Origin of the sequence: Halobacillus trueperi (genome assembly GCF_003386945.1) — a bacterium.
In the GTDB taxonomy this organism is placed as follows: domain Bacteria; phylum Bacillota; class Bacilli; order Bacillales; family Halobacillaceae; genus Halobacillus; species Halobacillus aidingensis.
Window position 1 is genome coordinate 22,990 of sequence record NZ_QUAE01000022.1, and the last position, 14,316, is coordinate 37,305.

At 45.0% G+C, this 14,316-nt stretch carries 14 protein-coding genes; all 14 read right to left on the reverse strand.

What is annotated here, in order from left to right; translation table 11 throughout:
- Positions 1 to 143: 143 nt before the first annotated feature.
- Entirely contained in the window at positions 144 to 3,680 is a 3,537-nt protein-coding gene (gene mfd, locus DYE48_RS17860) for a transcription-repair coupling factor (RefSeq protein WP_115824770.1), read from the reverse strand.
- Positions 3,681 to 3,729: 49 nt separating this feature from the next.
- Entirely contained in the window at positions 3,730 to 3,960 is a 231-nt protein-coding gene (fin, locus tag DYE48_RS17865; protein WP_115824771.1) for an anti-sigma-F factor Fin, read from the reverse strand.
- A gap of 76 nt (positions 3,961 to 4,036) precedes the next feature.
- Positions 4,037 to 4,600, reverse strand: a complete 564-nt coding sequence (pth, locus tag DYE48_RS17870; protein WP_115824772.1) for an aminoacyl-tRNA hydrolase — start codon at positions 4,598 to 4,600, stop codon at positions 4,037 to 4,039.
- 305 nt (positions 4,601 to 4,905) lie between these two features.
- The gene (locus DYE48_RS17875) at positions 4,906 to 5,559 is read right to left on the reverse strand and encodes a 50S ribosomal protein L25/general stress protein Ctc (RefSeq protein WP_115824773.1); all 654 of its coding nucleotides are present in this window, start codon (positions 5,557 to 5,559) and stop codon (positions 4,906 to 4,908) included.
- 79 nt (positions 5,560 to 5,638) lie between these two features.
- Positions 5,639 to 6,592: a ribose-phosphate diphosphokinase gene (locus DYE48_RS17880; RefSeq protein ID WP_089654598.1), complete on the reverse strand. Its 954-nt coding sequence runs from the start codon at positions 6,590 to 6,592 to the stop codon at positions 5,639 to 5,641.
- Between the two features lie 15 nt (positions 6,593 to 6,607).
- Positions 6,608 to 7,987 carry a bifunctional UDP-N-acetylglucosamine diphosphorylase/glucosamine-1-phosphate N-acetyltransferase GlmU gene (gene glmU / locus DYE48_RS17885; protein WP_115824774.1) on the reverse strand — a complete coding sequence of 460 codons (1,380 nt, stop codon included), beginning with the start codon at positions 7,985 to 7,987 and terminating at the stop codon, positions 6,608 to 6,610.
- A 157-nt stretch (positions 7,988 to 8,144) separates the two neighbouring features.
- A complete protein-coding gene (gene spoVG / locus DYE48_RS17890; protein ID WP_075038302.1) occupies positions 8,145 to 8,444 on the reverse strand; it encodes a septation regulator SpoVG in 300 nt (99 codons plus the stop codon).
- A gap of 169 nt (positions 8,445 to 8,613) precedes the next feature.
- Positions 8,614 to 9,432 (reverse strand): pur operon repressor, encoded by an 819-nt coding sequence (gene purR, locus DYE48_RS17895; RefSeq protein ID WP_115824775.1) that lies wholly within the window; start codon positions 9,430 to 9,432, stop codon positions 8,614 to 8,616.
- A gap of 53 nt (positions 9,433 to 9,485) precedes the next feature.
- Positions 9,486 to 10,358, reverse strand: a complete 873-nt coding sequence (ispE, locus tag DYE48_RS17900; protein ID WP_089654601.1) for a 4-(cytidine 5'-diphospho)-2-C-methyl-D-erythritol kinase — start codon at positions 10,356 to 10,358, stop codon at positions 9,486 to 9,488.
- Positions 10,359 to 10,471: 113 nt separating this feature from the next.
- On the reverse strand, positions 10,472 to 10,651 hold the full coding sequence (locus DYE48_RS17905) for a small, acid-soluble spore protein, alpha/beta type (protein WP_089654602.1): 180 nt from the start codon (positions 10,649 to 10,651) through the stop codon (positions 10,472 to 10,474).
- 169 nt (positions 10,652 to 10,820) lie between these two features.
- Positions 10,821 to 11,081, reverse strand: a complete 261-nt coding sequence (veg, locus tag DYE48_RS17910) for a biofilm formation stimulator Veg (protein WP_035511778.1) — start codon at positions 11,079 to 11,081, stop codon at positions 10,821 to 10,823.
- Between the two features lie 796 nt (positions 11,082 to 11,877).
- Positions 11,878 to 12,762 (reverse strand): sporulation peptidase YabG, encoded by an 885-nt coding sequence (gene yabG / locus DYE48_RS17920; protein ID WP_208599195.1) that lies wholly within the window; start codon positions 12,760 to 12,762, stop codon positions 11,878 to 11,880.
- 69 nt (positions 12,763 to 12,831) lie between these two features.
- Positions 12,832 to 13,701 (reverse strand): 16S rRNA (adenine(1518)-N(6)/adenine(1519)-N(6))-dimethyltransferase RsmA, encoded by an 870-nt coding sequence (rsmA, locus tag DYE48_RS17925; RefSeq protein ID WP_089654604.1) that lies wholly within the window; start codon positions 13,699 to 13,701, stop codon positions 12,832 to 12,834.
- Positions 13,691 to 14,254: a ribonuclease M5 gene (gene rnmV, locus DYE48_RS17930; RefSeq protein WP_089654605.1), complete on the reverse strand. Its 564-nt coding sequence runs from the start codon at positions 14,252 to 14,254 to the stop codon at positions 13,691 to 13,693. The genes rsmA and rnmV overlap by 11 nt, the downstream gene beginning before the upstream one ends.
- Positions 14,255 to 14,316: the final 62 nt, after the last annotated feature.

Sequence of the window (14,316 nt, forward strand, 5' to 3'; positions counted from 1 at the left end):
CATTGCTTTTCCCTGTACCAGGAATAACATTCTTTCTTATCTGTACCTGGTACCGGCCGACATGGACCTTGTACCAGGTATGAATGCTGAATTTAATTGAATAGATAAGAAAAACCTCACCCCTATGCAGGGGTGAGGTACAATCAAGCGGTTGATACTTCTCTCATCATTTCAGGCAGTTTACTGATAAACTCTTCAACAAGTTCATATCGTTTAAATTCTGTCTTACGGTCCCATGTAAAGGTCACTTTCAACCGGGAATCTTCCGTTCCCAGTTGAACCATACGGCCATATTTATTAGCAAATTCGAACAGTTTGGTTCCATCAATTTGCTGACTTTGCTCGGCTTCCATCAACATTTCGATTTTCTTTTTCTTCTCTGTCACGTTCTCAATTCTTGAGCGTTTTGCCTGCAGACGAATAGAGGAAACGCGGAATAAGTTATCAACCTCTTGCGGATAGTCCCCGAAGCGGTCAATCAATTCATCTCGCAAGTCATGGATATCCTCGATCGTTTCAATCGCCTGGAACACTTTGTACATGTCGATTTTCTGCTTTTCATCAGCGATGTATTCATCCGGAATATACGCATCCAGCATCATATCAAGCTCCGGTTGGAATGGCTGGACATTCTCCGGTTCTTTTCCTTGTCTTTTCGCTTCGATGGCGTCTTTCAGCATCTGTGAATACATATCGAATCCGACAGAGTCGATATATCCGTGTTGCTGCGCTCCGAGAAGGTTTCCCGCTCCCCGGATGGATAAATCACGCATAGCGATTTTAAATCCGGATCCGAGTTCCGTGAATTCCTTAATGGCCTGCAATCGTTTCTCGGCAACTTCTGTGAGCACTTTATCCTTTTGATAAGTAAAGTACGCATACGCCACTCGATTCGACCTTCCGACACGACCACGCAGTTGATACAGCTGACTTAATCCCATACGATCGGCATCATAAACGATCAGTGTGTTCACATTCGGAATGTCGACACCCGTTTCAATGATTGTCGTACTGACGAGCACATCAAATTCACCTTCAAGGAAGGAGAACATAACATTCTCAAGCTCGGTCTCATTCATCTGTCCATGGGCAGAAGTGACTCTCGCCTCAGGGACGAGTTCAGCAATTTGCTGAGCCATCCGTTCAATGTTTTCCACACGATTGAACAGGAAAAATACCTGTCCACCCCGGGCCATCTCCCGTTCCACCGCTTCCCGAAGGAATATCGGATTGTATTCAAGCACATACGTCTGAATAGGAAAACGGTTGGCAGGAGGTGTTTCGATGACAGACAAGTCCCTCACCCCAAGCATGGACATGTGTAACGTTCTCGGGATCGGGGTCGCCGTCAACGTCAGCACATCCACATTGTTTTTCAACTGCTTGATCTTCTCTTTGTGTTTAACTCCGAAGCGTTGTTCTTCATCGACGATCAACAATCCTAAGTCCTTGAACTGCATATCTTTGGATAAAATCCGGTGTGTGCCTACGACCACATCTACGAGGCCTTTCCTCAGACGATCTGTTGTTTCCTTCTGCTGCTTTTTCGTACGGAAGCGGCTCATAAGACCAATGTTAATCCCAAAACCCTGGAAGCGCTCTTGAAGGGTCTCATAGTGCTGCTGAGCAAGAATCGTCGTAGGGACAAGCAAAGCCACCTGTTTCCCATCGACAATTGCTTTGAAAGCGGCACGAATCGCGACTTCTGTCTTTCCATAACCAACGTCTCCACAAAGCAGACGATCCATCGGACGCACACGTTCCATATCCGATTTGATTTCTTCGATACAACGGATTTGATCTTCCGTTTCTTCGTATGGGAAGGCCGCTTCAAAGTCTTTTTGCATTTCTCCATCTTCACTGAAGGCAAATCCTTTGGAAGCTTCGCGTTCGGCATAGAGTTGAATCAAATCATCGGCAATATCTTCGACCGAGGATTGGACTCGGCTCTTCACCTTTTTCCACTCACTGCCGCCAAGCTTATAAACTTTCGGCTCTTTCCCTTCCGAACCCACGTATTTTTGAATCAGATCGATTTGGTCGATCGGCACATACAACTTGTCATTTCCAGAATAATTGACCATAAGAAAATCTTTATGGTTTCCGCCCATTTTCAGCGTTTCAATTCCTAAATATTTCCCGATTCCGTGGCTGGCGTGGACGACATAATCGCCGACCTTCAATTCCTGATAATTTTTAATCCGCTCGGCGTTCGACATTTTCTGTTTACGTTTCGGTTTAGCGGTCCTTTTTTTGAACAGCTCATTTTCGGTCATGACCGCAAGCTTATGCATCGGCCATTCGAACCCATGACTGATGTTGCCTGTGATAATGGTCGGTTTCACCAATGGAAGCTGGACGTCTCCTTCCGCAATAACCGCTTCCATATCATAGTCACGAAGCACACCTTCGATCTTGGACTTCCTATTTTCATCGGGAGCGAGGATTACGACAGAGTAATCCTGCTTTTCCCAGCGATCCATTTCATTTTTTAATAAATTCATCTGCCCATGGAATTGCTGCATCTGACGACTCGAGATATTCACGATATTCTGTGGCTGCGTATTAGGGATATGCCTCATAAAAACAGACAGATAGAGACGAGGATGCTCGATCTTCATCCAGGCATCCTGCCAGTCGAATGATAGATGAAGCTCTCGTACGGTCTGGTTAGCTTCCAGCATACTGTTGTGCCATTCTGCTTCTTCCTGGTCGAGACGATTGGCCGTTTCCTGGATCCGGCTCATTTCATCCAGAATGACAAGACCCGTTTCCGGCAGGTAGTCTAGTAGACTTACAGGTTCTTCATAGAAGTATCCAATGTACTTATAAATTTCCTGGAAATGCTCTTTGGCTTTCAAAAGATCCAAATCATGCTCGACTACTTGAGCGAGCGTCTCTTTCGCATCCTGTTTGGTCAGTTTCTTCAAGGAATGGCTCAGGGCGTTCTCCAGGCGATCATGGGCTCTGGCAAAATCTTCATCCTTGAGCAGCAGTTCCGTTGCCGGACCGATTTGGATCGCATCTAGTTTGTCATGAGAGCGTTGCGTCTCGGAATCAAACGTTCGTATTGAATCCACTTCAGTGTCGAACAACTCAATCCGATACGGAAACTCAGCGGTCAGTGGATACACATCCATGATTCCACCGCGCAGAGAGAACTCCCCCGGTGTGGCCACCATCTCTGTACGGTCATACCCCATGTTCACCAAGCGTTCTAAGTATTCGTCGAGGTTGATTTCTTCCCCAACACGAAAAGGGAGCTGACTTTGCTCCCAGTAAGATTTCGGTGGCATCATTCGTTTTAGTGCTGCCACAGGCGCAATCAGAATCCCTTTTTCCTGAGACAGCCACTGACTTAATGCGTCGATACGCTGACTTCTCAGTTCAGGGCTCGCAACAGCGATCTCCGATGCGATCAGTTCATTGACCGGATAAAGGTGAACATGTTCGGCATCGGTCAATTCTTGCATATCCTCATACAATTGTTGCGCTTGAATCAGTTGATGAGTCACGATGATGACCGGTCGTTCCAAGGACTCTTGAAGCATGGAAACCATTAAACTTCTTGAAGCCCCGGACAATCCGGCCACCATCTGTTCTTTCATCCCCGATTTAAAGCCTTCGACAACAGAATGAACATCATCCTGCGGAAATAAATAATCCTTAATACCTTGCATAACGAATTCCTCCACCACCCAGATTTCCGATCGATTCAGAAACCAAGATTTACTGTATAAAAAAGTCTAGCTCATGGTAATGTGGATTGTCGTCTAATGATTCTTTGCACGAGTCACAAATGGTTCGAATGTCCATGTCGCCGCTCGCTGTCATATGAACCATTTGCTCTTGGTCCTGATCATTTAAGATATCAAAGCCCAACTGGGACACATCCACATGTTTCGCATCTAATTCTCCGACCTGATTTTCACAATGACGGCAAAAATAACGTATTTTCATTTCCATCCTCCTTGAGGGGTTGATGGTAGATAGTTTTACCGTCATTCGGGACTGTTATACGAACACAGTAATCCCGTCACTTCACATTAAAATCATTCATCACTTCGTTAAACGGTTTTTCTATCCATGCTTCACAAGCTTTGACCGCATGATCAATGCTTTCTTCTACTGGCCCTTGTTCTTCTTTAGAGAAGCCACCTAACACATGATCGATGACCGTTTTTGAACCTTCCGGACGACCAACACCGACACGCAGCCGTTTGAATTCTTTTGTTCCCAGCTGGTCGATAATATTGCGAATGCCATTATGCCCGCCATGGCCGCCTTTTTTCCGTAAACGAATCTTCCCTGGTGGCAAATCCAAGTCATCATAGATCACCAATACATCTTCAATATCGATATCATAAAATTCCATCAAAGGCCTTAGTGCTTCACCGGATAAATTCATGTACGTTTGGGGTTTCAAAAGGATAATTTTCTCCCCGTTGAAACGCTCCATCGTAAATAAACCGTTAAATTTTTTCTGACTCAAGGACCACTGATTTCGTGAAGCCAATTCATCTATAATCATAAACCCGATATTGTGACGGGTCTCTTCGTACTTTTTCCCTGGATTTCCAAGTCCTACAATACACTTCATACATAACTTCCTTTTCTGTCTTTATACTATTGATTCATTATATCAAAAGGAAACGCGGAAAGATGTCAAAATGCGTTCCATACATGCAAAAACTTACTCCTAATCTGTCGTCCGTTTATACAATCCCCATAACCCGGGTTCTTAACCGCAGGACAGCGAAACTGGTACAACAATAGCATAAGCCCATCAACAGTTTAAAGCTTCTTTAACACCATTGATTGGCTTATGCCTACAGGAAAGGAATATAAAGGATGAACGATTAAAAAGGGCGCGCCTGCTCGGCCACGCCCTTTGTGTGTTTCCCATTACTGTTCTTTTTCTTCGGAATCTTCTTCTGCATCCTCTGATTTCTCATTAATGACTTCAGGTTCAGCATCAGAATCTGTATCCGGCTCGTCTTCCGGCATTTCTTCCGGAGGAGTAACGGATACAATCGTCGTATTTTCATCTTCGGTAATCTCATAGTTTCTTGACTCTTTCAAGTCACCAACCATGATGCTGTCACCGATATTCAATTCTGAAATGTCAACAACGATTTCCTCAGGAATATCGCGTGGCTTCGCACGGACAGCCAAATCGTAAAGCGGCTGCTGGACGACGCCGCCCTCTTTACTTCCTACCGCTTCACCTTCTAAATGGACAGGAACTTCGACATCCATTTCCTCAGACATGTTTACAACATAGAAGTCTGCGTGGATCAATTCATCTTTCAATGGATCGACTTGATATTCATGCAACATGACATCTACGGTGTCTTTTCCATCAATATCAAGGGAGATAATTGCGTTCTTACCTTCATCACGAACGGTTTTAAGTAACTCTATGCTGTTAACAGCAACCGTGATCGGTTCTTTATCCTTCCCGTATACGACACTAGGAATGTTACCTTCCAGGCGAAGTTCACGGGTTACAGATTGCTTGAGATTTTGTCTTTGATTTGCTTTTAATGTAATAGCCAAATTAATCAACCTCCAGTAATTTACCAATCATTATTCCAGTTTCCCGTTAAAAACAAGAGTTAAACCTAATTATTCAAAATTAATCAAATAAAATACTAATGGATTGACGTTCATGGACACGGACAATGGCTTCACTGATCAAGCCAGCTACAGACAGCTCTGTAATTTTCTCGCTTGATTTCTCTTCGCCAAGTGGAATCGTGTTTGTAACCACAAGCTCTTTAATTTTTGAATTATCGATACGCTCGATAGCAGGCCCAGATAAGACAGGGTGCGTACAACAAGCAAACACTTCTTTGGCGCCGTTCTCGACAAGAGCGTTGGCCGCCAGTGTAATGGTACCCGCCGTATCAATAATATCATCGATTAAAATCGCGGTCTTGCCTTCGATGTTACCGACGATGTTCATGACTTCGGCAACGTTTGGACGTGGACGGCGCTTATCAATGATAGCTATAGGGGCTTTTAGACGATCCGCCATCTTACGCGCACGTGTTACGCCTCCATGGTCAGGAGAAACGATGACAACATCCTCAAAGTTCTTCTCCTCAAAATAGTCGGATAGAATTGGAACACCAACAAGGTGATCGATCGGCAAGTTAAAGAATCCTTGAATTTGCGGTGCGTGCAGATCAAGCATCAATACGCGGGAAGCTCCTGCCGTTTCAAGCAGATCAGCAATCAATTTCGCTGTAATCGGCTCACGGGCACGCGCTTTTCTGTCTTGTCGTGCATAGCCATAATAAGGCATGACAATATTGATTGATTTTGCTGACGCACGTTTCAAAGCATCGATCATGATTAGGAGTTCCATGATGTGTTGGTTGACAGGCTCACATGTGGATTGGACAACATATACATCACACCCACGGATACTTTCTTCAATGTTGATTTGAATCTCTCCGTCACTAAAGCTCGTGACTGTACATTTACCTAGCTCGACTCCGATGTTATCAGCAATCTCTTTCGCTAACTCAGGATTTGAGTTGAGTGAGAATACTTTCAGTTTTGAATCCTTATATCCAGTTGCCATGGATGGAACCCTCCGTTAATCTTTTTTGATCGATTTCATTTTACTTGCATAGCCTTCTTTGTTCGTCTGACGGGAACGGGCAATCGACAAAGCCTCGGACGGGACATCCTGGTTAATTGTAGAGCCCGCAGCTACATAAGCACCTTTTCCTACGGTGACAGGAGCAATCAAGTTGGAATTGCATCCGATGAATGCATCATCTCCAATCGTCGTCAGATGCTTGTTCTCTCCATCGTAGTTCACCGTGATGGTTCCACAACCGATGTTGACACCACTTCCAACCTCAGCATCCCCGATATAACTTAAGTGAGAAGCTTTGCTTCCATCGCCGAAGGAGGCTTTTTTCACTTCCACAAAGTTTCCGACTTTCACATCGTCGCCTAAAGAAGATTGCGGACGAATGTGAGCAAAAGGCCCAATCTGGACACGGGAGCCGATTTTACTATCAGCAGCGACACTCTGTTTAATGGTCGTCTCACTACCCACGTAACTGTTTGTAATCGTCGTATGTGGCCCGATAAGAGCATCATCTTCAATGGTCGTTGACCCTTCCAAAACGCTTCCAGGATAGATGACAACATCTCTTCCTATGGTCACATCTGGACCGATATACGTTTGTTCAGGATCGACAAGTGTAACCCCATTTCTCATATGTTGCTCGTTAATCCGTTGTTTCATTAGCTTTTCTGCTTTTGACAACGCCACACGATCGTTAACGCCAAGAGATTCCGAAAACTCCGGTGTTTGATAAGCACTGATTGTTTCGCCCTGACCTTTCAGGATTTCAATGACATCTGGCAGGTAATATTCGCCCTGAACATTATCATTGGAGACGTTTTTAAGTGCATCAAACAACATAGCATTATCAAAACAATACGTACCTGTATTGATTTCTTGAATCGCCTGTTCTTCATCAGAGGCATCTTTTTGCTCAACGATTCGTTCCACCTGGCCATTTCCGCCACGGATGACACGTCCGTACCCATGCGGATCTTCGGCATGTGCCGTCAGAACCGTCGCCTTCGCTCCTTCTGCATCATGATGATCCAGGAGCTTTTGAAGCGTTTCCCCTGTCAATAACGGCGTATCGCCACAGACAACCACGGTCGTCCCTTCTTTATCAGCCAAAATATCATCCGCTTGCAAAACAGCGTGGCCTGTTCCCAACTGCTCCTCCTGGATGACATAATGACTATCCTCACCAAGCTGTTCCTGGACTTTTTCAGCGCCAAAACCTACAACGGTGATCAACTCTTGCAAATCTAATGTATTCAACTGGTCGACAACGTGCTGAACCATCGGCTTTCCACATACGGGATGCAAAACCTTATAAAGTTTAGACTTCATACGTGTACCTTGGCCAGCGGCTAGAACGACAGCATATCTATTAGTCATGAACGTACCTCCATCCTAAATATCCACTTTGAATCATATCTCAATACAACACGTATTTCAACATTTAGAGGAGGAACACGGACGGAAATCCCACCAAGCTCTAGCATTAAAAAAAGAGTCTAACCTGGTTCGGTTAGACTCGTGTTGTGCGTAAGTATTAGGAAGCGCCGGCTTCTTCGAATTCCACCTCAGCTTCTTCCTCATCACCAGCACGGTGATAAGCTTCAAGTACAGCGTCCTGGATCTTTCCACGAGTACCTGAATTAATCGGGTGTGCAATGTCACGAAACTCCCCATCCGGAGTGCGTTTGCTCGGCATCGCCACGAACAGTCCATTGTTGCCATCAATCACCCGTATGTCATGGACAACAAACTCCTGGTCCAAGGTAATAGAAGCAATTGCTCGCATTCTTCCATCAGTATTCACGCGTCGCAGTCTTACGTCAGTTACTTCCATTAGATTCACCACCTTTTATACAAAAGAACTTATGTAAGACAAATTCCACAAAACGGGAAAAAATCCTGCTAATTTTTCTAAAAAATTTTTTGATTCTGTATATTCGAGTGTGAAACCATGAAAAAAGCCCTCATACAAAAGGATGAGGGCTCTTTTCAAAACATATTTTTTATATATTTTCTAACAAGTTTCCAGGTCGGACTTCGATGGAGGATTTACGTTCATCTGCATTAATGATCTGCACAACCGATAAATAATCATCCACAACACGATCTTCCTCTTCGTCTTCTGCTTCAGCAAGTACACCGATTCCTGCCAATTCAGCATCAAATTCCATTAATAAGTTCCGCATTCCATTAATGGTTCCACCAGCTTTCATGAAATCATCAATGATGCATACCCTTGATCCTTGAGGAAGAGATCTCTTCGTTAAAACCATTGTTTGAATCTTCCGTGTCGAACCGGAAACGTAATTAATGCTCACCGTTGATCCTTCGGAAATTTTCGGATCTCTTCTCGCAATCACTACGGGAACGTTCAAGTAGGAAGCGACAGCGTAAGCGAGAGGAATCCCTTTCGTTGCTACCGTCATCACCACATCGATGTCTTTATCACGAAAAGCAGAAGCGAACAGTTTGCCGATGTTACGCGTCGTTTCCGGATCACCGAGCAAGTCACTCATAAATAAATAGCCACCCGGGAGGAGTCTCGCAGGATCCTCCAGCTTCTCACATAACTCTTCAACGAAACGATGGCTTTCTTCTTTTGAGAAAGCAGGGATATATTTCACTCCCCCTGCTGCTCCAGAAACCGTCTCTAAATAGCCGATTCCCTCATGTTGGAACATTTTGTTGACGATTCCTAAATCTTCACTGATAGATGATTTCGCAGCATCATACTTTTCTGAGAAAAAAGGAAGAGAAATAAGCTCTCGTGGTCGATCTAGAATATAATGAGTCATGGCGACAAGTCTTTCGCTTCTTTTCATACAAAGACACCTCTAAATCCGAATGTTTTCATTAAATATAACAAATTCGTACGTTATTTATCAAGTGGTTCTCTGTATCCGAGCATACGAACCATGAAAACTTCCGTACAAAAGCCCTTTAAACTGTTATAGATTCTTTGGGCCCGTGCATCGTGTTCAACGAGGGAAAAGACGGTGGGGCCACTTCCACTCATGAGAACAGCATCAGCTCCTGCTTGTTTCATCTGCTCTTTGATTTGACCGACTTCCTCATGCATCTGAAGCGTCACACCCTCAAGTGTATTGCCGACGTTCTTACAAATGCCGTAGTAGTCTCCTTTTTTCAAAGCTTCTACCATGGCTTCCGTATTCGGATGCTGAGCAGCACTCAAATCAAGGTTCTTATAGACCGACTGGGTCGATACACCAAGCGTAGGTTTGGAAAGGACCACCCAACATGGAGGAGGGGCAGGAAGGTGTTGGATTTTTTCTCCGCGGCCGGTCGCAAGTGCCGTTCCTCCATACACACAGAAGGACACATCCGAACCAATTTCCGATCCTAGTTCAGCTAATTCATCCATGCTCAAACCTAACCCCCACATCCGGTTCACACCTCGTAGGACAGCTGCAGCATCACTGCTGCCTCCTGCAAGCCCAGCAGCTACAGGGATGTTCTTTTCAATAAAGATTTTTACCCCCTGAGTCACGCGGAAACGATCTTTCAACAATTGGGCCGCACGGTAGGCTAAGTTACGCTCATCATTCGGGACAAAACGGCTTTCCGATTCCACTTTGATTTCATCGTCAGAGAGGAGGGTCAATTCAATGCGATCGGCAAGATCGACAGTTGTCATGACCATCTCTACTTCATGAAACCCGTCTGCACGTTTATGTAAAGCATCAAGAGACAAATTAATTTTCGCAGGAGCTTTTTCAAGTATTTGCATGCAAACACCTCATCTTCCATTTGATTCTGAAAGCATTGTACCATACTTGATGGGTTGGTGAGGGGCACGAGAAAGGAAAAAGCCCCTGGAGCATCAAGCGCCAGGGGAAAAGCTTACTGTTGGTTGTTCACCATTTGTTCTTCTGCCATTTGAATTGCTCGTTTTACCATATTGCCGGCATCCCGCCCAGAAATGCCGCCCCATCCGTCTTTTTCTACCTTGTCGTAAAACCCAAGTTCTTTCGCGATCTCTTCTTTCAACGAATCGGACATCATGCTACGCTTACGTCCCATCGTCTTCAGCTCCTTTCGCTTTCACTCAGCTACGACAATGTTAGTATGTGCGGAACATGTAACGGACAAGCAAGGGAGTTGTATGTAAGGATGGTAATGATTCCTTCTTTATCTTTGTGAATGATATTCCATTTTGCAGACAAAATAAAAAAAGCAGCAAACGGTTGGTTCACTGCTCAAGTGCCATAGTCTGTAGGTCGTCGAAGTTCAATTCGACTGTCTCTGTAAGTACATCTGCATAGCTGTAAGATACACGTTCAAAAGCATTTTCTTCTTGATCAAGCTCTACAATGAAAACAGCAGGATATGTCTCTGCCAATACACCGGATCGCTCGATTGTTTTACGGCGTCCGCCGTTTGCTTTCAAAGTTAGGCGTTTACCAATTTGCCCTTCAAGGGATTGCTTGATTTCTACTAACGTTTTAGCCACTGCACTCCACCTCACTGTAAATTAGTTTATCACAGACTTGGGACAAAGTCAAATAAAATTATTAATTATACCAACTGAGCATTCACAATGCAACAGAATGATATAAATAATCGGTCCTGGTTAGCTTATCCATTTCAAGGAAAAGTATGTAACCTTTTTTCATGTTTTCAAATCCCGTACATATACCTCTTTCACTAAAGCTCCCGATGGTGGAAGACTCAGTTTCGAGATCTTTGTTGGAGTTTAGGGCTCCGGGAAACAGTTCGCTTTCCATGGGGCGGGCGGTGAGCCTCCTCAGGCTACGCCTTCCGGGGTCTCACCTTTCCCACACGTCCCATAGGAGTCTCACCATTTCCCTCCGCCCTTTGGCCCAATAAGCGTCTCGAAACACCTTCAGGAATAGGTAACTTTCTATTGTAATGGAAGTACCTGGATCCCACTTTTAATACTGGCAGTCATTCGTACTAAAGCTTGCCATAAAGCTATTTTCAACTAGAAAGCAGTAGGTGTGCATGACGCTTCATGCGAGAGTGGGGTTCGTTTCTCACCTATAAACAAATGGGGTGGTTGGGAAGCTGCGAGACTCCCGTGGGAGAAGGAGATAGGCGAGATCCCGCAGGACGCAGTCCGAGGAAGCTCGGCGCTCCCCCACAGGAAAGCGAGTGGCTTCCCAACCACCCCTGACGCTTAACCAAGCAACGAACCGCGGAAACATCTCGAAATCAAGTCTTCCACAATCCTGCCAGTTAGTTGAAGATGAATATAAAAAAGCCGTCATGGGGAGATGACGGCTTTTTTATGGTTCTTCAGTCTCTTCTGTTTGGTTTTCAGTGTAGGGCATACCGATCCGGAGCAATCCTTTGGTTTCAATCCCGCCAAGGCCATCTTCTCCGCTGATGGTATTACGAATGACTTCCCATATATTAATATGGTCCATAAACGAAGTGTACGCCACACGAGCAGCGACGTAGACCGGGTCGATGGCGTGAATGTTAACTCGGGCGGGGGAGCTCGCAAAGTTCGCTCCTGCCCGTATGATTGACTCAAAATGGGATTGGCAGGCACCCGCAAAGACGACCATTTGATCGAAGTTCGGATATTTCCTCCTTATGTTCCGGACAGCTTCTACAAAGTATTTGGAATGGCGATAGGACTCTAACTCCCTGACAGTTCCTTTCGCTTTGGAGTAAGAGTCGTGTCCCGTCAAAACGACAATTTCCGGGTGCACTTTTTCGATTAGAGAAAGGACTTGGTTCGGCATTTCTTTTTCATGAAGGTATTGCCCATGGACTTGCAAACCAAGTTGTTCATATAAAGCAATACATTTCTTCAAAAACAATGGATCTCCATCTATATGAAGAATGCGGGGTGGTATTTGAAAGTAATTGGTTTCTTTCTTTTCTGCATACCCGCTCCCCGCTTCTGCTTCTCTTTTTTCTTTGAGGAGCCTGTAATCCTGACGAAACAATCGGTAGGAATAGGCTTCTTTCTCATCGACTTCACTTTTTCTACGGTGATACTCAGCTCCGGTTACTTTTTCAAGATCATCGAGAGGGGCGTCGGCCTCGAGTCGTACATGCTCGCCCATCAATTTTAAGAGCGGTCCCTTCTCTGACTTTACTCGAAAAATGATGTCGTGCTGATAGGATTTCCGTGTTACAAGGTCTCCACTTGATATCATCACTTCCCCACCTCACTCTATACACTACTGTAGTGTATGTGTGAGCATGGGCTTTGTGTCTCTTTACCGCTACTTATATAAAACGTTGGCCAGGTCAGCAAATTCCTTCATCGACAAAGATTCCCCACGCCGAGATGGTTCGATATTGATCTTTTCCAGCCGGCTTCTGAGCTCTTCCTTATCCATTTCCCCTTTAAAATGACGGGCTAGGTTGTTCATTAACGTTTTTCTGCGTTGACCGAACGTCGCTTTTACGACGTCGAAGAAGAACTCTTCATCCTCTACCTCCACGGGTGGTTTCTCCCTCATTTCTAAATGCAGAACGGAAGAATCAACGTTTGGTTGGGGCATAAAGACGGTCTTAGGTACATTCAAGACGACACTTGCTTCTGTATAATACTGGACGGCAATGGAAAGGGAACCATAACTTTTTGTATTCGGTTCAGCAGCCATACGATCCGCCACTTCTTTCTGGATCATGACCGTAATGCTGTCGATAGGTAATTGGTCCATCAGAAGTTTCATCAGAATAGGCGTCGTAATATAATAAGGAAGGTTAGCTACGACACGAACCGGTTGACCAGGTTTGAAATGGTCAGCGATGACACGCGCGACATCCGCTTTGAGAATATCCTGGTTGATGACTTCGACATTGTCGTAGCTCCCAAGGGTTTCTTCCAAAATCGGAAGGAGGCGCTGGTCGATTTCAAAGGCAACCACACGGTCAGCGTGCTGAGCCAGCTGCTCTGTTAAAGCCCCGATTCCTGGTCCAATCTCTATCGCATTCGCTGAACGGTCGATTCCCGCCTCTGCAATGATATTTTTTAAGATATTGACATCAATTAAGAAGTTCTGCCCCAAGCTTTTCTTAAATGAGAACCCGTAGGTCTGTAAAATTTCTTTCGTTCTTGTCGGTGTGGCTACTGCTTTACTGTTCATCTCTTTCCTCCTGTATGATCTGATCCATCACTTCATTTAGCTGGTGGGATGTAATGTGGAACATATTCAATCGCTTCAGCAACTGTTTTCCGTTCGTCTTGCCTATTCTGAGGGCGAGTCCCAATTTTTCCCGGCGCTTGGCAGCTTTTGGCCCTCCGATGAGCCCGTAGTTGACGAGATCAGCTTTTGCTATTTCGCCTTCTTGGATATCCACTAATTCATAAACCGCAGAAAGTGCCTCCTGGATATCAGCAATCGTCGCATGCTCAATCCCGATTCCCTTATCATGCTTCGCACGCGCACGATGTTTTGGTAAAAAGGCATGCTTGCACGCAGGAATGTGTTGGCTTACGATATGCCTGATCCGTTCTCCGGGGTAATCGGGATCAGTAAAAATGATGACCCCTCTTTTATCCTGTGCATGTTGGATTTGCTCAAGAACGCTCTCATCAATCGCAGAGCCATTCGTTTCAATGGTATCTGCATCCACGGCCGATTTAATTCGGGCGGTATCATCTTTCCCTTCCACGACAATCACTTCTTTAATTTTCACTGTCTTTCCTCCTGTTGCGTTCCCTTCATCATCTTTCCATAGCATACCATGAGTCTATACAC